Genomic DNA, 23,097 nt, shown 5'->3' on the forward strand with positions numbered 1-23,097 from the left:
TTCTTATCCCAGCGTTTTATAGAACCAGTCCACGATCACTCCGCCAAAATACACCCCTGCAACCCCTATCACCCCGGCAAGAACCGGTGGAGCAGGGAGCGGAAGCCTGAGAAATTTAAACACAATGCCGATGATCGTACCGGCAAGCAGGCTCAGCAGTAATTCTTTCATTTTTTCCCCTCCTGCTCTTTCAATTTGTAGGACGTCCAACCTCTAAATCGGTAAAGAAAGGGCCGTCCATGACGGACCCTTTCCCTTTTCTTGTTTAAAAAATAACATCGTACAAGAGCTGCGGCGGCTTGGTTTGTTGTTTTTCTATCATGTAGGAGGAAACAATTTTCTCTTCGGCTTCGCTGGTATTGTCGGTATTGCAGTGCATGACAGCGAGCACATCCCCTCTTTGCACCGCATCACCGATTTTCTTGTGTAAGACGATGCCGGCAGCAAGATCAATCGAGGACTCTTTTGTCGTACGTCCCGCTCCGAGCATACTGGCGGCGGTTCCGATATCTTCCGCTTCGATGGAGGCAATATAACCGTCCTGCGCTGCTTTTACCTCCTTTTGATAAGAAGCGGACGGGAGATTCTCCAGATCATCTACAACAGCCGGGTTCCCGCCCTGTCCAGAGATAAACGTTTTCATTGTTTCCAGGGCTTTTCCGGAATGCACCGTTTCACGCAGATGTTCTTTTGCTTCTTCTGTTGTTTCCGTCAGGCCGGCTGCTGTCACCATGTGGCTGCCAAGAGCAAGACACAGCTCAAAAATGTCATCCGGACCTTCCCCTTTTAATGTTTCAATCGCCTCTTTCACTTCAAGCGCATTGCCGACGGCGTAACCGAGCGGCTGGTTCATATCTGAAATGACCGCGGTCGTATGCCTGCCGGCGCCATTGCCGATATCGACCATGGCTTCAGCGAGCTCCCGGGCTTGCTCTGTTTCTTTCATGAAGGCGCCCGTTCCTGTTTTCACGTCCAGCACGACAGCGTCTGCGCCGGATGCCAGCTTCTTACTCATGATAGAACTGGCAATAAGTGGAATAGAATCCACCGTCGCGGTTACATCGCGAAGGCCGTACAGTTTTTTGTCCGCCGGCGTTAAATTGCCGCTCTGGCCTGTCACAGCCGCTTTATTCTCATTTACGAGCCTGTTGAACGTATCTCCGTTCAGCTCGACATCGAAACCGTCAATGGCTTCCAGCTTATCAATGGTACCACCGGTATGCCCCAGACCGCGTCCGGACATTTTGGCAACCGGTACTCCAACAGAGGCAGCAAGTGGCGCCAGAATCAGGGTTGTTGTATCCCCAACCCCTCCTGTACTGTGTTTATCCACTTTGACACCTTCAATGCCGGAGAGATCCACCTGATCACCCGAAGCTGCCATGGCCTGCGTGAGATGCACCCTTTCACCCGTAGTCATCCCCTGGAAGTAGACCGCCATGGAAAAGGCTGACATCTGATAATCCGGGATCCCGCCTGCCGTGTACTGCTCGATCATTTCATCTATCTCCGTTTTCGTTAATTCGCCGCCGTTTCGTTTTCTCTCCATCAAATCGACCATTCTCATTTTTATCACCTTTCTTTAAACAAACATGCCTGCAATAGCGGCACTCAGCATCGAAGCAAGAGCTCCCGCAATGACAGCGCGAACGCCGAGCTGCGCAATTTCGGAGCGTCGTTCGGGCGCAAGACTTCCGATACCGCCGAGAAGAATCGCCAGAGAACTGATGTTGGCAAAACCACACAGCGCAAACGTAATAACAGTAATGGCCTTATCCGATAGATCACCAGCTTCAATCTCCGGTGCAAAATTGGCATAAGCCACAAATTCATTCAACACCAGTTTCTGCCCGACAAACGACCCAGCCCGCACAGCTTCCTCCCAAGGTACGCCGACCATAAAGGCAACAGGTGCGAAAATAACACCGAGAATCCGTTCAAGCGTCAATTCTTCTGCGCCGAACCAGGCCCCTACGCCGCTGATGATACCGTTTACCATGGCAATGAGAGCAATAAAAGCAAGAAGCATAGCCCCGACGTTCAACGCCAGACGAAGTCCTGTCGATGCCCCATTGGCAGCTGCATCAATAATATTCTGGGATTCTGCGTCTTTTTCCAGCTTGATATGGTCCGTTGTCTCTGAAACTTCTGTTTCCGGCATGATCATCTTTGCCATAATCAAACCGGCTGGAGCAGCCATAAAGCTTGCAGCAAGCAGATAATTCAGCGGAATCCCTAGTGCCGCATATCCAAACAGAACCGATCCTGCCACCGAAGCAAGTCCTCCGGTCATAACAGCAAACAGTTCAGACTTTGTCATATTGGAAAGAAACGGTTTCACGACAAGCGGTGCTTCGGTCTGCCCAACGAAAATGTTGGCAGCCGCCGACATTGATTCCGCCTTACTCGTTCCAAGAATATAAGAAAGAAAGCCGCCGATAATTTTAATAAACCATTGCATAACGCCAATATAGTATAATATCGCTATCAAAGAAGAGAAGAAAATAATGACGGGAAGCGTCTGCAGCGCAAATACACTTTCTACACTTTCAATCGCAAGCAGATCACCGAATAAGAAATTAATTCCTTCGTCCGTATAACCGATGATGTTGGAAACGTATTCAGTAAACCATTCCAGTGCCTTCCTCCCTAACTCCCACTCCAGCACGATAAAAGCAAAGAATAGCTGTATCGCCAGTCCGCCAAGAATCGTCCTGGGACGAATCGATTTTTTTCTGGCTGATACGAGAAACGCAAGAAACAGCACAAATACAATCCCCATCAATCCCCAAAGAAAATTCATCATAAAACCTCCTGTTTTGTATTTGGTAAGCGCTTTCTAAAAATGGATATAAAATAGGATGTTGTCAGACATCCAACCTCTTCATCTAAAAAAAGAAACCCTTTTCAATTAATGTTGATATCCTCCTCTCTTTCAAAGTGAAGTGATGTGTTTATTGTAAAGGTTAGACGTCCAACAACACAACCCTTTTTTATAAAAGAAAAGTGATCGTCTTCCAAAGATCGGAGCAGCGGGACTGAGCGTTTCTAAAATGGCACCATCCTCTTTTCGTACTATATTTTCGATATCCTTCCCCTGCTTTGCAGCCGCATGACGAAAAAAAGACAGCTTCTACAGCTGCCTTCTTCGGAACACATTGAAACTGATCTGATCGGATTTAAAAAAGTTAATCGAATACAGTACAGGCTCATCCTCCATATCATAATGAACCTGTTTCAATACAAGGAGCGGGGCGCCTTTTTCACATTTCAGGATATCACTGATTTCCTCGTGATACCCCATCGTTTCGATGTTTGCTTTCGCGTAACTAATCGTTACTCCGGCTTTTTTCTCAAGCGAAAGAAGCATCGATTCCTCGTCCAGGTTATAATCGTTCTCCAGCAGTTCACCGGGGATTTTATCAACACAGTAGACGAGCGGTTCTTCGTCCGCAGTCCGGATCCGTTTTATAAGATACACCTGCTCCTGTTCATCCAGCACCAGCTCTTTTTTGTCATCGCCGTGCGGTTCTACAAAGCCGGTAAACAGAATTTCCGTGCCTGGTACTTTGCCTTCCCGTTCAATCATATCTGTAATACTGAACAATTCTTCAATACCACCGGAAAATACCGGCTTTTTGTTCACAAACGTTCCGATGCCGTGTTTGCGGACCATAATGTGCTCTTCTTCCAGAATCCGGAGTGCTTCCCGGAGGGTGTTCCGGGAAACATGGAGCTGCTTTGCGTATTCGTTTTCCGAAGGCAGACGCTCCCCGGGTTCCAGCTCCCCGTTTCTTATTTTCTCTTTTATTTCTTCAATAACCGTCACGTAGCGGGGATGTTGAAATTGATTTGTCATGATAAGCCTCCAGCATTCTTCTATCTATTATAGTATCAGACAACTTCAACACCCGTCTATCAGATATCAGTACGCATTGATGTTTCTTACATTGCATGCTTCACTCCCTTTTTCACGAGCAGCCAGTTGGCCGGGTAACTGGTAAGAAAGCCAAGCATCATCGCGATCTGCATCATAAACCAGAACACAGCGCCTGTTGGTTCCGGAGGCTGGGCAAACAGTAGATAATGAGACACAGCCATCCAGCCGAACATCCCGACTTCAAAAGCAATGAGAGACCATGTATCTGCTCTGATTGCATTTTTCAATTTTTGTCGTGGAGTGCCGCCACCGTGGGCCCCCATACCATAGTACTGAAACGCGATTCCGAAAATATAGGCCAGTACAAATTCCACCGCATATTCTGCAAACAGTGTGCTTCCTGCAATTGTAACCCCAGTGAGCACAACAATCGGCACGCCGATCATATCACCGAGCGAACAGCCACTGCTGCAGTGCGTCGTAGACACGAACACACTTTGCCAGAACGGCTTATTCTGGTGGTCGTGGTGTTCATGATGATGGTCGTGCTCATGGTGATGAGGATGTTTATTCTGTCCCAGCTTCCAGTACGCCCATAAGCCTATTACCGGAAAATAAAGTCCAGTCAGCGGCCAGACGACGTTCATGATCGGCATCATCTGCTGCGGCTTCCGTGCAACATCTATCGTCATGTAGACCGCCTGCAGCATACCCAGAAGAATAAATATCCAGGATATAAATTCCAACGTGTTCATGTTCAAAACTCCTTCGTCATCCGTAGATATAAAATTCTTTGTCCATAGGATACCCGGAGAAGTGGGAAGACAAACAGATTACAGAAAAGGGAGAGTTCTCGTTTCCTGTCCACTTGCTATTGTCTGATTGAATCCCTCATAAAAAAGAGATTTTTGTCACTTGCACTTACAAGCACCTGCAGCATAAGGCCGCATGCGCCCCTTGCTTCCCGGCTGAAAAATATGCAGCCAAAATGAGTTATACCGGATTTTTTTCATACCAATGCTTTGGAATTATATCTTTTTCCAATTCAAGAAGGTCTTCAATAATCTGATCGGCATCGGCAATCGAATGCACAAGCGGATCTGTCAGCATAGCCCTGCGAAGTTTAGCGCGATCGCCTTCCATCACGGCCTCCACCGTCAACTCATGCGTATCGAGCACCTCCTCCTGCATACCGCGGATGCCACGAGGCATATCTCCGACGCGGAAAGGCTGTATGCCGTCCAAGGTGACATCACATAACAACTCGAGGAAGGAATCACCACTCATGTTCGTCACAGCACCCTTATTCCCCGTGTTAAGGTAAAACGGCTTTCCCAGCCCCCTGCCATGTTTTCGATCACATCGGTGGCGTGGTCCGGACCAAAGCTGGTCATAAACTCGCTGATCGGTGTTTCACCGTTTAAGAAACGATCAATCTGATCCCACATCTCCTCGTGGCGTTTATAGCGGTCTTCGGTTTCCCAGATGGACAACGGCGGGATTGTCTCTTCCAGCGTACCAAGGCCCTGCCAGTAAGAAACATATTCTTTGGTATGAGCGGTGCAGGTTGGAACATACCCGAAAATATCATACAGCTGATAACTTATGGAGTCATTATGAAGCGCTTTGGCGCCTGTGTCCCCGCCTGCCGTTTCCGTCTGGGCCGAATGTTTCAATGATTCAGCAATCGAGGGGAGAACATTCTTTCCTTCATACTCCGCTTTTAACAGCCAGGTAAAGTGATTGACTCCGGCAATGCGGAGATCAAAGGCACGATTGATGTCTTCGGTATACTCATCCGGATTCTGAATAATGCCCGCGCGCTCGGCGTACATGATCTTTTTATGAAGCATATGATGCGAATCGCACAAAGCAAATGTCTTTAAATTCGGCGCGTACCTTTCTAAAGCCATGCCGTGAACGGTCGATGGATTAATATAATTGATGACCCAGGCTTCGAAACACATTTCATCCATGTCCTTGACACATTCCATGATCTCAGGAAGTTCACGCATAGCCCGGAAGATGCCTCCCGGACCGATTGTGTCTCCGGAACACATTCTTATCCCGTACTTTTCGGAAATTTCACAATCTATTCCTCTGTATTTCACCGTATCCACAGCAAAACTAAGGACGACGAAATCCCCCTCAAACTAAAAATAACACCGGGCCGAGGAAATCCCTCAAACCGGCGTCATTTACAGAATTATGTATGATGTACTTTTGGAAGTACAACAAAGAGTGTCTGCCGCGGCGTTTTATAACAAAGCAGCATATAAAATGAATTGGTGGAGCATATCGGGACCCGCACCGATGATCTCTTGGATGCCAGCCAAGCACTCTCCCACCGTTATCGGTTACACTGCCCCATTCTTTATTGAAGTTCTCTAATCATTTGTTCTATCAATGGTTTTGTATTCTTAAAATCAACAGTGACGACTTCCCATACAATCTGCTCATCAATGCCAAAGTATTCATGTATAAGAATATTTCTTAAGCCTATTATGTTTTCCAGGGTATGAGCGAATACTTTTGACGAATCTCTGGTGTAACATGTTTAGCGGCTTCCCCTATCACTTCGAGGTTACGAAGCACTGCATCAATTATAAGCTGGTTTTGGTCAAATTCTTCAAAACTTAGGTCTAAGGTGTATTTCTCAATTTTATTAATGCAATCTAATATATCTTCCAGATATAAGGTAACCTTACGCGTCATTTATAAATAACCTCTCTCAAAATTGATTCCTTGAGCTGTGGTTTCAGTGCTTTTACGGTAACAAGATCAACATTTCGATCCAGTTCCTGTTCCAAATACTCCTTCAGAGAAACAAATTCTAATCCAATCGGTTTTGAAAATTCAACCAATATATCGATATCGCTTTCCTCTGTCTGCTCCTCTCTCGCGAAGGATCCGAAATAACCAATCTTACTAACATGGTATTTTTCTTGCAGAACAGGTTTAATACGTTTCAGACGCTGATCCATGTTTTCTTCTATAGCCATACACTTATCACGCCTTTCGTAGAAACTTCTTTCTGTCATTATACATTATTTATCGCATAATTATATCCTTCAATCCGTGAACTTACATAAACGTCTCCATTCCTTATCTATGCCTGGCTTAACATCGTCGGCCGCCATTTCCCACGGCGATGTAGTATACAGCTATCTCGGACTTCTCTGTGAGGGGAAACATGATTTTGACTGGATCGAAGAAGCCTTTTTCAACAATCCCTTGGTCTTCAAGGAGTCCCGTCTCCCCGACATTACGGCAGCGTTTCAATCAGCTGGCGCAGCATCCGGAAACCCTGCCAATAATATGGGAGGAGAACACCCGGTTTTTACAACAACGGTCGTCTTCGCTCATCCCGACGGTTGTATCAATCGATACAACGCAGAAGACGGACGATATGTCTCTTCTTCCTCTTGATGTGGACCATTCTCCCTTTGATAACAGCGGCACCAAAAAAGAAGGTGTTCGTTTCATGTATAAAAAGGTCGAAGGCTATAACCCTGCTTTTGCTTACTTAGGAGAAGAAAGACACCTGGTCTATGCGCAGCTGCATGAAGGGAACGAACATGTGCAGAAAAATATGCCGGAGGTCCTTCAACAGGCCCTGGCTTCTGCCGGACAGATTACATCGGAACAGCTTTGTGTCCGCATGGATGGAGGAAATGACGCCAAAGAAAACTTGAAGCTGTGTGACGACCATGGCGCCGATTTCATTATCAAACGGAACCCGCGCCGGGAATCTCCTGAAGCATGGCTGGCGCATGCTGAACAACGTGGAACAGCTTCACCCCCCGCGAAGGAAAGACCATTTATACCGGCCGTGTTCCGGTCGGCGTCCGGTCTATCAAGTCTACCGATGGTTCAGCATGCACGTGAACAACGTCTTTCCCTGTTTCGCGGCCACCCCTGGAAAGACTGTTTTATCCGTTTATTCCATCGGTATACCCCTGCATAAAAAGACAACGCGCCCTCTTTTGCTTCAACTTGTCCTATCGATTAGCGAACCTATAGAAACCCTGTAGGTTTCTTTGTGTTGCCGCAGAAGCATCCTTTTCTAAAGAGAAGACAATAAAGGCAGGAGAGCGGAAGGCGGCGGAACTTGAAGTTCGTCGAAGCAGCAGTCTAAGATCCTATCAAACGGAGGCGCTTGTGTTGGGAGTCAGATCGGTGCCCGCCAGGACGTTGCCGAACGTAACCGATCTTCCTTCAGGGAAGAAGCTTAAGGCGCTGCCCACGGCATAGAAGACACGGGGAGCCTCAGCGAACCGATGCCCGCCCTTGTGCTTTGTAGTGAAAACGTCCGCCTGCAGCGGATGCCTCTTTACCTCCAGCGTATTCCTAAATTAGAAACGAGTTATAGATATAGAGAGAAACTTCACTCAAACATTAACCCTCTTCATCACGGATTCAGGAATAATTAAAAACACCCTCGGAACCGAGAGTGTTTATGGTAAAATATAACTTGTACGGCAGAACGGCTGTAAGGGCGGTCGGCTAATCTCCCGGAAGGGAGGTGACGCCTATGGACACGTATCAAACATTATCGCTAATGTTGATGTTTGGCACGTTAATCGTGCTAATCATGTCCAATAAACGAAAATAGACCGCCCCCACCAAGGATAACGGTCTATTTCTGACGACCTGACTTGAAGCCGTCCGCTCTTAAAGCGGCTGTTGTACAGGACCGTAGGTGTTGGAAGCACCTGCGGTCTTTTTTAGTTCTATGCTTCTTAGAGCAAAGTATACATGTTTACTTACATTGTAACACAATGACCTCACACTGAAACACTTAATTATATTTTATTGTAAATAGTTCAGTAGTAGTCATCATAAGCTTTTTTAAAAGTCGTTAACATTTCATCCGCGCGCTCGATACCAAAATGAGTCTCCACGCCTTTTCCTCTATCGCTTTCACGGGCTCCTGTAATCCCAAGATATCTTCCTGAAAGTCTTCGGCTCTACAATAAATGTTGGGGGTTTAAAACAATTTCGTGCTTAAAAAAACACGCAAACTCCTTTATCCTTTATACTTGAATTGTCGAGAAACAAGAAAGGATAGGAGTTGCGTGTCTATACATTTTACCATGAATTCACCCGGTTTAGAAGAATTCAACGTGACGAAAACGAAGACGGTAGGCTCTACGTATTATATTTATGTGGAAAAGGAACGAAAAGCGCACAGATGCCCGGCATGCGGGAAAAGGACCAACCGTGTTCATGATCACCTTATACAGAAGATTCAACATCTGAAAATGTTTGAACGGACCTCGTACTTCATGTATCGCAAGCAGCATTATGCCTGTTAAGGAGATACAGATCAAAGGAAGTATCAAGTCCTCATCGCGGACCGCTTTCATTTCTGCTGTTATATCTACTGGGCCCTGGATCTGGCTCGCCGGAACGTCCAGAAAGACTTTCATGACTACGACCGCAGGAATTGCAAACGCATAAAACATATTTTTCACAAATCTCTCGAAACCCTGAGTGAGAAGCAGTACTGGTATTTAGAGCGGTATCTGAACGTATCCCATGAGCTGACCCATGCTTATCAGCTGAAAGAAATGTTCCGCTCCTGGTTTGACCGGACTGAACAGGAAAACGAAAACCTGGGACAAGGCATCAAAGAAGGATTATATGCTTTTTATCAAGAGGTGGAAGCCAGTGGCCTTGCGGAACTGAAAAAGGCAGCCCAAACCCTGAAGAACTGGCAGACGGAGATTTTAAACAGCTTCACCTTTGGTTATACCAACGGTTCTATCGAAGGGAGGAATAACCAAACCAAAGTTATGAAACGAAACCCTTTTGGATTCCAACGATATGATCGATTACGGAGCAAAATTCTATTACGGACGTTCAAGTAGGATAAAGGGGCGGAAGCTGATAGCCTCCACCCCGACAATTGACTTAGAACCGTAAGTTTTGTTTGCAACTGACCTTTTATCATAAAAATAACGCCGGGCCGAGGAAATCCCTCAAACCGGCGTCATTGGCGTAATTATGTATGGTGGAGCATATCGGGCTCGAACCGATGACCTCTTGGCTGCCAGCCAAGCGCTCTCCCGACTGAGCTAATGCCCCGTATCAAAACGACAATTTTCATTATAAGTACATTTGAGAGAACTGTCAATACAAAATCAATATAAAAGAAGCAAATCGAAAACGCCCCATCCGATGGCTCCGACAACACCGACGATAAAGGATTCTCCGATTTTTTCTTTCCGCCATTGTTTTTCTTTGGAATAGTCAAAAAGAAGCCATCCGATAAAAACAGCCAGGCCGAAACTGATCGATTCCAGCAGTATCATGAAGCATCCCCCTCCGGCGCATCTTTTTTCTACAATACCAGACCATGAATGAAACGGCAATAACATGGCTATATTGGTACCAACACGATTTTTTTCGGGGGAGGGGTACGTTCATGCTGCATGCTGCTGTCCGCTTTTACGACCGGATCCCGGTACTGGTCCGTCTGCTTTTCATTATTCTATTGATTCTCACCAGCTTTTCTTTCATTCTGCATGTATTGGAACCGGGAGCATTCCCAACGTTTTTTGATGCGGTCTGGTGGGCCGTTGTCACGTCTACGACTGTCGGATACGGGGATTTTGTTCCGAAAACGATGACAGGCAGGATTTTTGCGATGATTTTAATTCTTTTCGGTATTGGCTTTGTGCTGTTTTTCGTTACGAATCTGGCATCCAGTACCGTAACAGAACAACACCGCTGGCAGAAAGGAACGCTTCCATCAAGCTTTTGCGGCCACTATATCATCGCGAACTGGAATGAACGCAGCCGTCAGTTTATAGAGCAGATCCAGCGCGCGTATCCGAATCGTTCGGTATTACTGATTGATGATCAGCTGGTGGAGTCCCCTTTTCATAACAGCCGGCGTCTTCAGTTCATAAAAGGCAGTCCCACCCTGCAGTCTGTTCTTCGTCATGCCAATATCAGACAGGCCCGGGCGCTTGTGATTACATCGGGACTGGAGGGCACAGAACAGCAGGCGGATGCCCAGACGATTCTTACCCTGCTTACGGCAAAGCATTACAGCGGCGACATTTATACCGCCGCTGAAATTCTGACGTCTGATCAGCTTCCCAATGCCCGTCATGCCGGAGCAGATGAAATTATTGCATCCAACATGATTTCCAGTCTTCTGATGACGGAAAGTCTCGAACAACAGGGTATCGCAGAAACGATTACACTGCTGCTGGACGTGGAGGCTTCCCCTTATCTCCGCTCTATCCCCTGCCCGGAAGAGTGGATCGGTAAAACATTCAAAGAAATCGGCTGTCTTGCCCCTTCCCGGGGGATTCTTCCAATCGGAATCAGCGGTGAAAACAAGACAACCTTACATCCGGACAAAGAAAACGTACTGCAGGAGGATCAGTCGCTTCTCGTGCTGGAATCTTCACGATAGAAGCATGTCCTCAAGTTCTTTGTTCAGCCTCTTTCCCTGCTCCACCCAGGGATCGGTTACTTCCGCATCTTTGTCCTGCGGGGTCTGAAACTGATTCACGACGGCATTGTACGGCTCTTCAATATGATCCGGACCTACCTTGTACTCATGGGACAAGACAAACGGACGTCCGACAGCGACTTTCACCCCTTTTTTGTCCAGTTCTCCATCTACCGCCTCAAACGGCACACGAAAAAAAAGATACTCCCCTTCATCCGACATTTTATAATCAAAACAGCCGTGATCATATTCCCAGCCGCCTCCGATATCATAGCCGAGCGGTTTCAGCTTTTTCTCCAGATCATGAAGAACAAAGCGGTGTCCTTCCACTTTTGAAGGTATTTCGATCATGACATTCCCTGCCTTCTTTTTGTTCTTACTTTTTCCCGCCTTCCCCTTTTCATACAAAAATCCCGGAGAAAATTTCTCCGGGATCCGCACTTACTGATTCAGTCGCTTTTCCAGTTCCTGCTGCTGCTCTTCAAAGCCGGGCTTTCCAAGAAGCGCGAACATGTTCTTTTTATAGGCTTCCACGCCCGGCTGGTCAAACGGATTGACCCCGAGCAGGTAGCCGCTGACGGCGCATGCTTTTTCGAAAAAGTACACAAGATATCCGAAATAATATTCATTCATTTCCGGTATACGAAGTACCAGATTCGGAACATCGCCGTCCGTATGAGCCAGGAGCGTGCCCTGGAACGCTTTTTCGTTGACGAAATCCATAGACTGTCCTGCGAGGTAGTTCAGGCCGTCGAGGTCATCCTCCGTTTCAGGAATCGTGACATCCTCTCCGGCGTTGTCAACCTGAAGCACGGTTTCAAACAAATGGCGGCGTCCTTCCTGCACGTACTGCCCCATGGAATGAAGATCTGTTGAAAAGTTCACTGAAGCCGGAAAAATGCCTTTGTGGTCTTTCCCTTCACTTTCACCGAACAGCTGCTTCCACCATTCGGAAACGTAAGAAAGGCTCGGCTCGTAATTCACGAGCAGCTCAATGGCTTTTCCTTTTTGATAAAGGGCATGGCGGATGGCCGCGTATTGATACGCTTCATTTTTCATGACGTCTGGCTCGGCGTATGTACGGCGGGCGGCATCAGCACCCTGCATCATCTGTTCAATATCCAGTCCGGCCGCTGCAATGGGAAGAAGACCGACAGCGGTGAGAACAGAATAACGGCCGCCGACATCATCCGGCACAGTAAAGGTTTCGTAACCCTGTTCATCGGCGAGCGTCTTCAATGCTCCTTTTTCCTTGTCGGTCGTCGCGTAAATACGTTCCGCCGCTTCTTCTTTCCCGTATTTCTTCTCCAGAAAGTCACGGAAAATCCGGAAGGCAATGGCCGGCTCGGTTGTCGTGCCGGATTTGGAAATGACGTTGATCGAGACGTCTTTGCCTTCCAGTATATCCATCAAGTCACGGATGTAGGACTGGCTGATGTGGTGGCCGGCGAAATAAATTTCCGGACCCCCGCGCTCCTTATCAAACGTGTGGGTGAGGCTTTCAATGGCGGCTTTCGCTCCAAGATACGATCCGCCGATTCCAAGTACAAGCAGAACGTCGGAATCACTTTTGATTTTCGCCGCCGCCTGCTGAATACGGGCGAATTCCTCTTTATCATATTGCTGCGGCAGGTCGACCCAGCCTAGAAAATCACTTCCCGCCCCTGTCTGCTCATGAATAGCCGTATGGGCAGTATGTACCTGGCTCTTCAGCTGTTCCAGTTCCTGTTCATCAAAAAACGGGAGAGCACTACTGTAATCAAATTGAATGTCTTTTGGCATAAAGGTCCCTCCAAGGTGTAAAGTCTCTTCTTCCAATGTATAGAACGATGCCTATAAATTCAAGCTATTTTTATGAGGGACCACCTGACGTACTGAAAGGATTTCTTTTTCATGTATCATGAATAAAGCATGCGCTATTTTCTCATGATAAGTCGTAAGCGCGACACAGGTGAAGGGGGGTGAAGGAGTATGAGCGGCATACAGCGTACTGCTCTTGTTCTGACCATTATAGGTGCTGTAAACTGGGGTCTCATTGGATTTTTTGGATTTGATCTTATTGCGGCGGTTTTTGGAAGCCAGGCAGAAGCGATGTCCCGTGTTATCTATGCCCTGGTGGGGATCGCCGGCCTTTACAGCATCTCGGTTCTGTTCAAACCGGATGAAGAACTGGAACGAAGCCCCGAACCTCAGCGGTAATCCGACATTTCACGTAAAAAAGAAGGGGCGTTTCCCGTTTGTCACGGAATGCCCCTTCTTTTCATTATTTACGGATGCGCTTATTTAAATCAGCCTGAATTTCGTTCGACTGCTTCAACCAGTCTTTAAGCTTATCTTCGAGGGTATTGAACCCTTGATTTTTCTGCTGACTGCCTTTATTGGGTCCGCCTTTGGGACCTCCGCCGCTGTTACTGGGTTTCTTTTCTTCTCTTTCCGGTGCTTCCTGTGTATCACGGATGGAAAGTGAGATCTTGCCGCTGTCCGCATCCACGGACTTGATTTTTACTTTCACTTGGTCACCGACTGCAAGTTCATCATTGATATCCTTTACATACCCATGAGCGACTTCAGAGATATGAACGAGTCCCTGTTTATTTTCATCAAGAGCGACAAAAGCCCCGAATGGTTTAATTCCTGTAACTTTGCCCTCAACGTAACTGCCAACCTCGTATTGCTCTACCGACATTCAAACATCTCCTAAATATTTATTAGCCATCAAATTATATCACATCCCTGCCCTGTTCAGCAATTTATTTATTAAAAATGAATCAGGAAACCATATCAAATTTGATTTTCTTTTTCCTTCAGATAGTTCTCATAAGCTTCTTTTGCCTTATCCTGCTTCGGCGCTGTTTTTTCCAGCCGTTTACTGATGTCATGCAGCAGAGAGAGGGCGCGGAACAGAGAACCTGCAATGATGCCGAAAGCGAGAATACCGCCGATGACATACCCCATCGTGAGCAGGACACAGCCCAGTACTATAGATAATAGAATAGACACGATCACATACAACCTATATCACCTTTTTTCCGCTTCGAATGAAATACTCTTAACTATTAATTTTAACATGCTTTTCCAGAAGCAATGAAAGGAAGAACATACTTTCATGTGTTTCATATAGAATGATGGCAGTGCGCTTGGATCCAGTTCCCGATTTCTTCTGGAAATGTCCCGGTTTTCATTGACAGTACTCCTTGTTTTCCGATATGGTTTTTGAGATGTTTACATCGTTTGATGAAAGGAAGGCGCACGCATGAATAGAGATCAGTGGCATTCTAAATTAGGCTTTATACTGGCTGCAGCCGGGTCGGCCATCGGACTCGGGGCGGTCTGGAAACTTCCATATGTGACCGGAACAAGCGGTGGCGGGGCATTTTTCCTCGTTTTTCTTTTGTTTACGATTCTTCTTGGAACGTCCCTGCTTCTGGCGGAGTTCGTCATCGGCCGCCGAACGCAGAAACCACCAATTGAGGCATACAAAGAACTGGCACCCAGGAGTTCCTGGCACCTGGTTGGGATACTCGGGATTGTCTCCTCCTGTCTGATTCTTTCGTTTTACGCTGTTGTAGGCGGCTGGATTCTTACCTATTTTATCCGCAGTTTAACGGGCGGCCTGACCAACCCTCCCGACGGAGATTACAGCACCTTATTTCAGTCGATTATCTCCAACCACTGGGAAGTCGGCGCTGCTCATCTGGTATTTATTCTTCTTACCATTCTTGTTGTGCAAAAAGGGATACAAAAAGGAATTGAACGGGCAAGCACGATTATGATGCCGGCATTGTTTCTCATCTTTGCCGTTCTCGTCGTACGTTCTGTCACCCTGGAGGGAGCAATGGAAGGCATACGCTTCTTTCTTCAGCCGGACCTTTCCAGTCTGGACGGCGGAACGGTTCTGTTTGCTCTCGGTCAGGCTTTCTTCTCATTGAGCCTTGGTGTTTCCATCATGGTGACCTACAGTTCTTATCTGTCCAAAAAAGAAAGCCTGGTCCGGTCGGCGTTTTCAATCGTCGGTTTAAGCATTCTTATTGCGTTTCTTGCCGGCCTCGCGATTTTTCCAGGCGTGTTTGCATTCGGGCTGGAACCGAGTCAGGGGCCTGGTCTTATTTTCGCCGTCCTTCCGGCTGTGTTCAGTGAAATTGCGTTTGGGTCCGTGTTTTTCTCTTTGTTTTTACTTCTCCTGCTGTTTGCCACGTTAACATCGGCATTTTCCCTGCTTGAAATCGTCGTCTCCTCCGCCTCGTACCAACGTCCGGAGAGGCGCAGAAAAGCAGCATGGCTCGGCGGGGCCTCCATCTTTCTGCTCGGCATTCCGTCGAACCTCTCGTACGGCGTGTTGTCCGACTGGCTGATACTGGGCGATACCTTTTTCAACCAGGTGGATTTTCTCGTCAGCAACATTCTGCTTCCGCTCGGCGCCTTTTTGATTGCGGTTTTTGTTTCGTGGCGCCTGAAACCAAGCATGCTGCAGGATGAACTGCTTCTCGGATCCAGCCTATCCGTCGGGTTCTTCCGGGTATGGCTCTTCTTTCTACGCTACATCACACCAGCTGCCATTCTGGCCGCTTTCCTGGACGTCCTCGGCGTCTGGTAACAACGCATGAGGGGAATAAACAGGCTGTCCCGGTAGATCTTCCGGGGCAGCCCTTTCTGTATCTGTACCTTCTGTTGTTTTAGGAAGAGTGCCTCTCCAGGAAACGCCCCATCCGTTCAATCGCTGTCTCCAGGGATTCCATGGAAGTGGCATAGGAACAGCGGACATGCCCTTCGCCGCCTTCACCGAAGACATTGCCGGGCACAACGGCCACGCGCTCTTCTTTCAACAATCCTTCCGCAAACTGATCGGAACTCATACCGGTGTCCTCTATCGAAGGAAAGGCATAAAATGCCCCGCCCGGAACATGACAGGACAGACCGATTTCGGCAAAAGATTTTACAATGTAATTGCGCCGCTGCTTATAGCTTATTATCATACGATCCACATCATCCCGGCCGCTTCGCAGCGCTTCCAGGGCCCCGAACTGAGCAGGTGTGGAAGCACACATCAGAATGTACTGATGAATTTTCAGCATCGCAGCTGTGATGTCGGCCGGGGCACATACAAACCCGAGGCGCCAGCCTGTCATCGCAAACGCTTTGGAGAACCCTGAAATAAGGATCGTCCGGTCTTTCATCCCCGGGAGAGCGGCGAAACTGCAATGATTGTCATCGTAGCTGAGCTCCGCATAAATTTCATCGGAAAACACAAGCATATCGTTACGTTCGATAACATCGACAAGCGGAGCTAGTTCTTCTTTTGTCATTACGGCTCCTGTGGGGTTATTCGGAAAACTGATCATGACAGCTTTGGTATTGGGGGTAACCGCCGCTTCCAGTTCTTCTTTTGTCAATTTGAATTCATTTTCTTTTCTCGTTCCAATCGAAACCGGAACTCCCCCAGCCAGGGAAACAACCGGCGCGTAGGATACAAAACCGGGCTCGACGATAATGACTTCCTCCCCGGGGTTCACGGTGGAACGGACAGCGATATCTATCGCTTCGCTCGCTCCTGCCGTGACGATGATTTCCTTTTCCGGATCATACGGGGTGGTAAATCGTTCATCGAGATACTTCGAAATTTCCTGCCGGAGTTCGGGGAGGCCGGGATTGGCTGTATAGGCGGTGTAACCTCTTTCCATCGAGTCAATGCTTGCTTCCCTGACATTCCAAGGGGTAACAAAATCCGGTTCTCCGACGCCGAGCGAAATGACATCCTCCATCGTAGACGCCATATCAAAGAAACGCCGGATACCCGATGGCTGGATATGCTGCACCGCCTCCGACAACCGATTGGTTTTTCTTACAAACGGGGTGCTCATGGCGACACCACAATCCTTTTATCATCGTCTTCCCCGTCTTCAAATACCACGCCGTCATGCTTATAGGTTTTCAGACGGAAATGGGTGGTGGTGGAAATAACTGATTCGAGCGTAGACAGTTTTTCTGAAACAAAGCCGGCGATTTCAGACATTGTTTTTCCGTCAATAACGACAGATAAATCGTAAGCACCGGAGACGAGATAAAGCGCTTTGACTTCCGGAAAGCGGTAGATCCGTTCGGCCACTTCATCAAAACCAACCCCGCGCTGCGGCGTTACTTTCACATCAATCATGGCCGTCACGCCTTCCTGCTCTTCCACTTTGCTCCAGTTTACAACGGCAGCATAACTTACGATCACATTTTCTTTTTCCAATTTATCCAATACCGCCTGTACTTCCTTTTCTTCCCGGTCCACCATTTTGGCGATTGCAGGGACACCGAGGCGGCCGTTATCTTCCACAAGTTTCAGTATTTCCAGTTCATGCTTTTCCATCTCTGCCTCTCCTTTCAAACGTACCATGCTACTTTAACTTTTCTCATTACCGTCTATCTTATCATATGAACAACCAGGGTGACATTGTATTTCAGATTTAACATGGAGGGATTGGGGAAAGATGACAAAGAGAGTATTGGAGGGATAAACATGGCAGAAGCAACGCCTCATATCGTAGAGAAATCCTCTACTGCTTTGATCGTACTGGATATGATTAATGACATGGAGTTTGAGGACAGAGATTATCTATTCCCGCATGCGCTTGCTGCGGCGGAAAATATTGCAGCTCTAAAAAAGAGAGTCAAAGCTTACGGGATCCCCGTTCTATACGTGAATGATAATTACGGCCGCTGGCAGAGTGATTTTCAGGAGCTGGTCGCCCACTGCAAACGCGATGATGTAAAAGGAAAACCTGTCACGGAACTGGTTGAACCCGACGATGACGATTATTTTGTACTGAAACCGCAGTTCTCCGGCTTTTTTGCGACACCGCTTGATATTCTGCTTGATTACCTGGAAGTGAAAACATTGATTATCACGGGGGTGGCCGGTAATATGTGTGTCCATTTCACGGCCAACGATGCCTACATGAGACACTATCAACTGTTTGTCCCCGGGGACTGCACGGCCTCCAACAGTTCAGAAGATAATACACTGGCACTGAATTTGATGAATCATGTGCTGAAAGCCGATATTACGAACAGCAGAGACTACAATATAGAAAATCTCATAGACCGCGCCCTCGAGTACGACCAACAAAATTCATAAACCGCTCCAAAAAGAAATGCTCCCGGTTATCAATGTTGATTGATAACCGGGAGCATTTTAATGGTATCCCAGGCTTACAGTTTCCTTAAAACACCTTTTTCAGTTCTTCTTTATCCTGGTTGAGCCAGTAGTTCATCCATTCTTTGGCGTTATCGAGATGATGAAGTTTCGCCTGGCCGCACTGCTCTTCCGTGGCAGCAGGAACCTCTTCATACGTCAGCGAATCCTCCATTGTCTTCTCCAGAATATCAATTAACTCCGCAATTTCCGGTTCACCGTTCATAATGAGATAAAAACCGGTCTGGCACCCCATCGGTGACAAATCAATCACTTCGAAATGGGAGTATTCTTCTGCGTACTTGCGGATATTGATCGCAAGAAGATGTTCCAGCGTGTGAATGACCGGCGGTGTCATGTTTTCTTTGTTAGGCTGGGCGAACCGGATATCGAATTTATTGACGATCCCGTCTGTACCGACCCGCTGAAATCCGGCGTGTCTGACGTACGGTGCTTTTACTTTGGTATGATCCAGTTCAAAACTTTCTACACGTGCCATCTAAAAACACTCCTTTTTGTTACCTTTCTTCCATCATACAACGACAGCGCTTCATTTAGCAATTCAGACCGGTCGTTAAATCATTCGTTCTGCCTCTCCTACGTTATCCGTAAAAACACCGTCTGCCCCGTATGTTTTTAATTTTTTCAGACGTCCCGGGTGATTGACCGTCCAGACATAAACTTTATATCCTTTCTGATGCATCCGTTCAATAAAACAGCGTCCGGCGAGGCGGAAATGCGGACAAACGATATCAGCCTTCGCTTCTTTTAATCTTCTTTCGGGAAAATAATCCCTCCACCATTGAAACGGTCTTCTGCGTTCCTGACTCAGATCAAATCTTCCAATGAGCAGCGCCGTTTGGCAGGAAGGTTCGATCTGTTTGATATATTGAATGATCTTTTCATCAAAGGACGAGAACAAAAGATTGGTATAATCGGGAATTTCACTGAGCACTTGTTTTTCCAGACCTTTTTCTTTTAATTCCAAATTAAATGTATATCCTTCGTGAAACATGGGCAGCAGATCCTGCAGTAATGCCGGCGTCCAGCCCTCTCTTTTTTGTGTCATGGCTCTCCATTCACTGTAGGACATATGTTGAATCGCCTTCCCTCTCCAGGAGCGGTAATGGGCACAGACCAGCTGTCCATCTTTTGTCCGTCGTATATCGGTTTCCATCATATCGGCTCCAAGCGCTGCGGCGCGCTGAAAGGACTTGACCGTATTTTCTTTTGCGCCGGGAGCCGGACTGCCCCGGTGAGCAATTATTGTCATGCTGTCATTACGGACCATAACCGACATCCTCCGAATCATATAGGTTGGTTGTATACTATACAAACACCCCTGCGCTTAGTCAAGTAATACATTGTTAACTTAAAAACAAAATACGTTGACAAATAGCAGCCGGTCCTTTACGCTGGTTACACAGAAGAACGAATGTAAGGGGGATGTAGTATGAATTTTAAACCTTTGGACATTGTTTCGGCAGCTCTTTTCGCTGCATTGATGGGAATCGGGGCCAATATCGCCGCGTTTCTCGTGATTGGCGGGGTGCCTATCACCCTGCAGCCCATCATTGCGATTGCAGCCGGCGCTTTGCTTGGCAGCCGCCTCGGCGCTTTTTCCATGGTAGTGTACATGCTGATCGGTCTGGTGGGAGTGCCGGTATTTTCGGAATTTTCCGGAGGTATACGCGCGCTCCTCAGCCCAACTTTTGGATTTATACTATCTTTTATCGTCATGGCTTTTGTAACAGGAAAAATGGTAGAAATGAAATCAAAACCTGGTCTACCCACATTTTTTACAGGTGCTTTTCTCAGTCTTATCATTAACTACGCATTGGGGACAACGTACATGTATTATGCGTACCTGTGGATCGCAGATGCACCGGATGGGTTCAGTTATGGACTATTATGGACATGGATGGCGTTACCGCTTGTGAAAGATGTCATTCTTACCGCTTTGACCGCAGCAGCCGTACCGAAACTGCACCACCGGCTGGGTCGCTCTGCTGCCTCTCATCCGTCAAAACAATCAGCTTAAATAGAACAAAGGCTGTGGAGTATCTGCCAGCCAGCCATCAAAAAAGCCCGATCAGGCAGCGTTCTGCACCTGATCGGGCTTTTTAGTTAAGATCCAGTAATGTCTTCGATTTCAGATTCCAGCTTATCGAGAATAGCACCTGCTTCCGCGCCTCCGTTTTCCCGGTAAAATTCACGCATCGGGAGAGCGAGTTCGCGGAACGCATCCCGTTGTTCGGACGTTAACTCCGTTATTTCGGTCGGCGTATCTTCGTTATTTTCAATGTCGGAAAGGAGCTCGCTGTTCAGATTATCCTGAAGCTCAAAACCGACGTCCCGCATTTCTTCCACTGTTTCATCGAACATACTCTGGATATCTTCCGGAAGATCGTTGTAGAAAGTTGGATTCACCGTCATCATCGCAACATATGAGTTATGGTTGGAAATGGTCATGTGGTCCTGCACTTCATGATACGAGGAATCGGCGATGAAGAAAATCGGATTTTCCTGTCCGTCCACCGCGCCATTCTGAAGACTGGTATACAGGTCACCGGCACTCATAACGGTTGAATCCGCCCCGTACTGTTCATAAGACTGACGGATCAGCGGAGAATCCTGGGTTCTCATCGTAAACCCTTCAAAATCGGATGGCTCCGCTAATTTCCTGCTCCCTGTCCATTGCATAAAACCTTCCGTAAAAAAGGAAAGCGGCATGATATTTTGTTCTTCATACAAACCCGCAAGATCCTCATTCAGCGCCTCGCTTGATTCCAGCAGTTCATGGACATCTTCCTGGTTGTCCGGAAGCAGGAACTGCAGCGCAAAAACCTGTCCTTCCTCTACCATCGTACCGGTGAATCCAGGTGAAATGATAGCCATTTCCACTGCACCGCTCTGAAGCTGGGCAACCTGGTCCACTTCGGTTCCCAATCCGCCGAATTCAAGTACTTCTATTGAAATCTGCCCATCGGATTTTTCAGCAAGACGATCGGCAAACTCCTGCGCATACTCATACTGCATCTGCCCTTTACTTTCTTCTGTGATGAAGCGCCATTCATAGCTTTCTTCTCCTCCGGCAGCCTCTTCTCCTCCACCGGAATCAGAACTTCCTCCTGACTCTCCACCGCTGTCACCCGTTTCTTCTTGTGTGCCTCCGCCTCCGCAGGCAGCAAGGATGAGTGACGAAGACAACATCGTGCCAAACAGCCATTTCAATCTCCCTTTTTTCATATGTGTTTCCCCCTTCTAGAATAATTAATCTATATTTCAATCTTCTGCTTATTCCGGAAGCAGGAAGAGAGAAATCTCAGGAAATGCAATCAACAAAACACAAACAATCAGCATCATAACAATAAACGGCGGTGTACCACGTATTGTATCAAGATAAGAACGATTGAAGACGGCGCTTGCCGTAAATATATCCACTCCAAACGGCGGCGTCGCCGATCCAAGAGCCGCCTGAAATGTAACAATCACCCCGAGATGCACCGGGTCCACTCCCGCGGCATTTGCCGCCGGCAGGAATATAGGCGTCAGAACCAGAATAACGACGATTGGATCGACGAACATACATCCAACAAAGAAAAAAATCGATACAATAATCAGCACTTCTATCGGTCCCGGACTTCCGGAGAGGAACGTATCTGCAATCATTCCGGGAATACCGGTAATGCTCATGGTAAACGCAAAAGCCTGCCCGCCTGCCACGAGAATAAAAACAGCGGAGGTGACAAGTCCGGTCGAAAGAGCAATGCCCGGCACCTTTTTAATACTGAAGGAACGAAAAACCACCAGTTCCAGCAGCAATGCATACAGTACAGATATGCCGGCTGCTTCGGTCGGGGAGAAAAATCCCTGGTAAATCCCGCCAATGATAATCACCGGAAACATCAGCGGAAACACAGCTTTCCACGTAAACTGGAAACGTTCTTTCCAGGTAGCTTTCACTGCCAGTGGAATCTTAAATATCCTGGCATGAAGCCATGCATACAATGCAAAAAATGCGAAAATCAAAAGTCCCGGCAGAATACCGGCAATAAACAGATCACCGACTGATGTCTGCGATATAAGCCCGTAAATAATCATGCCGATACTCGGCGGCACAAGCAGTGCAACATCACTTGCATTAATAATCAGTGCAATGGCGGTGGAATCTTTGTAACCCACTTTCAGCAGACGCTCCCGCATCGGGGTGCCAATTGCAACGACCGTTCCCTGCGTGGAACCGGAAATGGAACCAAACAATGTGCAGGCTGCTGCCGTGGTGATGGCATAACCGCCACGCAGATGTCCAACGAACGAACCAACAAAATCAAGCAGGCGGTTGGATGTTTTCCCCATAGACATAATGTCAGCTGCAAAAATAAACAGCGGAACGGCCAGCAGTATCGGTTCTGATATGCCGCTCATCATCTGCTGTATCATCAAAAATGGCTGAACCTGCGGCAGGAAAAACAGCACAATCACAAGCGGCGCCAGTATAAGCGGAATCATCATCGGAAAACCCAGTATTAAAAATACGATCATAATGAGCAACAATGTCGTAACCAT

General features: G+C 47.4%; 24 protein-coding genes, 1 tRNA gene and 3 pseudogenes. 8 read left to right on the forward strand and 20 right to left on the reverse strand.

Features of this window, described 5'->3' with window-relative positions; translation table 11 throughout:
- Positions 1–3 precede the first annotated feature (3 nt).
- From ACFSUB_RS07880 to ACFSUB_RS07915, 8 genes and pseudogenes are all read right to left on the reverse strand, one after another.
- On the reverse strand, positions 4–171 hold the full coding sequence (locus ACFSUB_RS07880; RefSeq protein ID WP_380712637.1) for a XapX domain-containing protein: 168 nt from the start codon (positions 169–171) through the stop codon (positions 4–6).
- Positions 172–265: 94 nt separating this feature from the next.
- Positions 266–1,567: a pyrimidine-nucleoside phosphorylase gene (locus ACFSUB_RS07885; protein WP_380712638.1), complete on the reverse strand. Its 1,302-nt coding sequence runs from the start codon at positions 1,565–1,567 to the stop codon at positions 266–268.
- 15 nt (positions 1,568–1,582) lie between these two features.
- Positions 1,583–2,803: a NupC/NupG family nucleoside CNT transporter gene (locus ACFSUB_RS07890; RefSeq protein ID WP_380713211.1), complete on the reverse strand. Its 1,221-nt coding sequence runs from the start codon at positions 2,801–2,803 to the stop codon at positions 1,583–1,585.
- 330 nt (positions 2,804–3,133) lie between these two features.
- Entirely contained in the window at positions 3,134–3,859 is a 726-nt protein-coding gene (locus ACFSUB_RS07895; RefSeq protein ID WP_380712639.1) for a GntR family transcriptional regulator, read from the reverse strand.
- A gap of 86 nt (positions 3,860–3,945) precedes the next feature.
- Entirely contained in the window at positions 3,946–4,635 is a 690-nt protein-coding gene (locus ACFSUB_RS07900; RefSeq protein ID WP_380712640.1) for a DUF4396 domain-containing protein, read from the reverse strand.
- A 238-nt stretch (positions 4,636–4,873) separates the two neighbouring features.
- Positions 4,874–6,000 (reverse strand): annotated as a pseudogene (locus ACFSUB_RS07905) (family 4 glycosyl hydrolase).
- Positions 6,001–6,254: 254 nt separating this feature from the next.
- A pseudogene (locus tag ACFSUB_RS07910) lies at positions 6,255–6,595 on the reverse strand (HepT-like ribonuclease domain-containing protein).
- Positions 6,592–6,882: a nucleotidyltransferase family protein gene (locus ACFSUB_RS07915; RefSeq protein WP_380712641.1), complete on the reverse strand. Its 291-nt coding sequence runs from the start codon at positions 6,880–6,882 to the stop codon at positions 6,592–6,594. The pseudogene ACFSUB_RS07910 and the gene ACFSUB_RS07915 overlap by 4 nt, the downstream one beginning before the upstream one ends.
- A 197-nt stretch (positions 6,883–7,079) precedes the next feature.
- Here ACFSUB_RS07915 and ACFSUB_RS07920 point away from each other — a divergent pair, with 197 nt between their 5' ends.
- From ACFSUB_RS07920 to ACFSUB_RS07930, 3 genes and pseudogenes are all read left to right on the forward strand, one after another.
- Positions 7,080–7,847: a transposase gene (locus tag ACFSUB_RS07920; RefSeq protein WP_380712642.1), complete on the forward strand. Its 768-nt coding sequence runs from the start codon at positions 7,080–7,082 to the stop codon at positions 7,845–7,847.
- A 567-nt stretch (positions 7,848–8,414) separates the two neighbouring features.
- Positions 8,415–8,495 carry a putative holin-like toxin gene (locus ACFSUB_RS07925; RefSeq protein WP_380713212.1) on the forward strand — a complete coding sequence of 27 codons (81 nt, stop codon included), beginning with the start codon at positions 8,415–8,417 and terminating at the stop codon, positions 8,493–8,495.
- 463 nt (positions 8,496–8,958) lie between these two features.
- Positions 8,959–9,753 (forward strand): annotated as a pseudogene (locus tag ACFSUB_RS07930) (transposase).
- A gap of 141 nt (positions 9,754–9,894) precedes the next feature.
- On the opposite strand, the gene ACFSUB_RS07935 reads toward ACFSUB_RS07930, so the two are convergent.
- A tRNA-Ala gene (locus ACFSUB_RS07935) sits at positions 9,895–9,970 on the reverse strand.
- A gap of 56 nt (positions 9,971–10,026) precedes the next feature.
- Positions 10,027–10,197 carry a hypothetical protein gene (locus ACFSUB_RS07940; RefSeq protein WP_380712643.1) on the reverse strand — a complete coding sequence of 57 codons (171 nt, stop codon included), beginning with the start codon at positions 10,195–10,197 and terminating at the stop codon, positions 10,027–10,029.
- A gap of 113 nt (positions 10,198–10,310) precedes the next feature.
- Between ACFSUB_RS07940 and ACFSUB_RS07945 the strand changes: the two genes are divergently transcribed.
- Positions 10,311–11,312 carry a potassium channel family protein gene (locus ACFSUB_RS07945; RefSeq protein WP_380712644.1) on the forward strand — a complete coding sequence of 334 codons (1,002 nt, stop codon included), beginning with the start codon at positions 10,311–10,313 and terminating at the stop codon, positions 11,310–11,312.
- On the opposite strand, the gene ACFSUB_RS07950 is transcribed toward ACFSUB_RS07945, so the two are convergent.
- Positions 11,304–11,702 (reverse strand): YugN family protein, encoded by a 399-nt coding sequence (locus tag ACFSUB_RS07950; protein WP_380712645.1) that lies wholly within the window; start codon positions 11,700–11,702, stop codon positions 11,304–11,306. The two genes, ACFSUB_RS07945 and ACFSUB_RS07950, sit on opposite strands and share 9 nt — an antisense overlap.
- A gap of 90 nt (positions 11,703–11,792) precedes the next feature.
- Positions 11,793–13,133, reverse strand: a complete 1,341-nt coding sequence (locus ACFSUB_RS07955) for a glucose-6-phosphate isomerase (RefSeq protein WP_380712646.1) — start codon at positions 13,131–13,133, stop codon at positions 11,793–11,795.
- Positions 13,134–13,322: 189 nt separating this feature from the next.
- On the opposite strand from ACFSUB_RS07955, the gene ACFSUB_RS07960 reads away from it, so the two are divergent.
- Positions 13,323–13,550 carry a DUF378 domain-containing protein gene (locus ACFSUB_RS07960; RefSeq protein WP_380712647.1) on the forward strand — a complete coding sequence of 76 codons (228 nt, stop codon included), beginning with the start codon at positions 13,323–13,325 and terminating at the stop codon, positions 13,548–13,550.
- Between the two features lie 64 nt (positions 13,551–13,614).
- Here the strand turns inward: ACFSUB_RS07960 and yugI are convergent, their stop codons facing one another.
- Together yugI and ACFSUB_RS07970 are read right to left on the reverse strand one after the other, a co-directional pair.
- A complete protein-coding gene (yugI, locus tag ACFSUB_RS07965; RefSeq protein WP_380712648.1) occupies positions 13,615–14,037 on the reverse strand; it encodes a S1 domain-containing post-transcriptional regulator GSP13 in 423 nt (140 codons plus the stop codon).
- A gap of 95 nt (positions 14,038–14,132) precedes the next feature.
- Positions 14,133–14,357 carry a hypothetical protein gene (locus tag ACFSUB_RS07970; RefSeq protein ID WP_380713213.1) on the reverse strand — a complete coding sequence of 75 codons (225 nt, stop codon included), beginning with the start codon at positions 14,355–14,357 and terminating at the stop codon, positions 14,133–14,135.
- 247 nt (positions 14,358–14,604) lie between these two features.
- On the opposite strand from ACFSUB_RS07970, the gene ACFSUB_RS07975 reads away from it, so the two are divergent.
- Entirely contained in the window at positions 14,605–15,945 is a 1,341-nt protein-coding gene (locus ACFSUB_RS07975) for a sodium-dependent transporter (RefSeq protein WP_380712649.1), read from the forward strand.
- 79 nt (positions 15,946–16,024) lie between these two features.
- On the opposite strand, the gene ACFSUB_RS07980 is transcribed toward ACFSUB_RS07975, so the two are convergent.
- A complete protein-coding gene (locus ACFSUB_RS07980; protein ID WP_380712650.1) occupies positions 16,025–17,209 on the reverse strand; it encodes an aminotransferase in 1,185 nt (394 codons plus the stop codon).
- Positions 17,206–17,703 carry an Lrp/AsnC family transcriptional regulator gene (locus ACFSUB_RS07985; protein ID WP_380712651.1) on the reverse strand — a complete coding sequence of 166 codons (498 nt, stop codon included), beginning with the start codon at positions 17,701–17,703 and terminating at the stop codon, positions 17,206–17,208. The genes ACFSUB_RS07980 and ACFSUB_RS07985 overlap by 4 nt, the downstream gene beginning before the upstream one ends.
- Before the next feature lie 150 nt (positions 17,704–17,853).
- Between ACFSUB_RS07985 and ACFSUB_RS07990 the strand changes: the two genes are divergently transcribed.
- Positions 17,854–18,471 carry an isochorismatase family cysteine hydrolase gene (locus ACFSUB_RS07990; protein ID WP_380712652.1) on the forward strand — a complete coding sequence of 206 codons (618 nt, stop codon included), beginning with the start codon at positions 17,854–17,856 and terminating at the stop codon, positions 18,469–18,471.
- Positions 18,472–18,556: 85 nt separating this feature from the next.
- Here the strand turns inward: ACFSUB_RS07990 and ACFSUB_RS07995 are convergent, their stop codons facing one another.
- Positions 18,557–19,027: an S-ribosylhomocysteine lyase gene (locus tag ACFSUB_RS07995; protein WP_380712653.1), complete on the reverse strand. Its 471-nt coding sequence runs from the start codon at positions 19,025–19,027 to the stop codon at positions 18,557–18,559.
- A gap of 75 nt (positions 19,028–19,102) precedes the next feature.
- The gene (locus tag ACFSUB_RS08000; RefSeq protein ID WP_380712654.1) at positions 19,103–19,819 is read right to left on the reverse strand and encodes a glycerophosphodiester phosphodiesterase; all 717 of its coding nucleotides are present in this window, start codon (positions 19,817–19,819) and stop codon (positions 19,103–19,105) included.
- 162 nt (positions 19,820–19,981) lie between these two features.
- Between ACFSUB_RS08000 and ACFSUB_RS08005 the strand changes: the two genes are divergently transcribed.
- On the forward strand, positions 19,982–20,569 hold the full coding sequence (locus ACFSUB_RS08005) for a biotin transporter BioY (protein WP_380712655.1): 588 nt from the start codon (positions 19,982–19,984) through the stop codon (positions 20,567–20,569).
- A gap of 86 nt (positions 20,570–20,655) precedes the next feature.
- Here the strand turns inward: ACFSUB_RS08005 and dctP are convergent, their stop codons facing one another.
- Both dctP and ACFSUB_RS08015 read right to left on the reverse strand, forming a co-directional pair.
- A complete protein-coding gene (dctP, locus tag ACFSUB_RS08010) occupies positions 20,656–21,777 on the reverse strand; it encodes a TRAP transporter substrate-binding protein DctP (protein WP_380712656.1) in 1,122 nt (373 codons plus the stop codon).
- Positions 21,778–21,825: 48 nt separating this feature from the next.
- Entirely contained in the window at positions 21,826–23,097 is a 1,272-nt protein-coding gene (locus ACFSUB_RS08015; RefSeq protein ID WP_380712657.1) for a TRAP transporter large permease, read from the reverse strand.

It is taken from the genome of Salibacterium lacus (assembly GCF_042684865.1).
Taxonomy (GTDB): Bacteria; Bacillota; Bacilli; order Bacillales; family Marinococcaceae; genus Salibacterium; species Salibacterium lacus.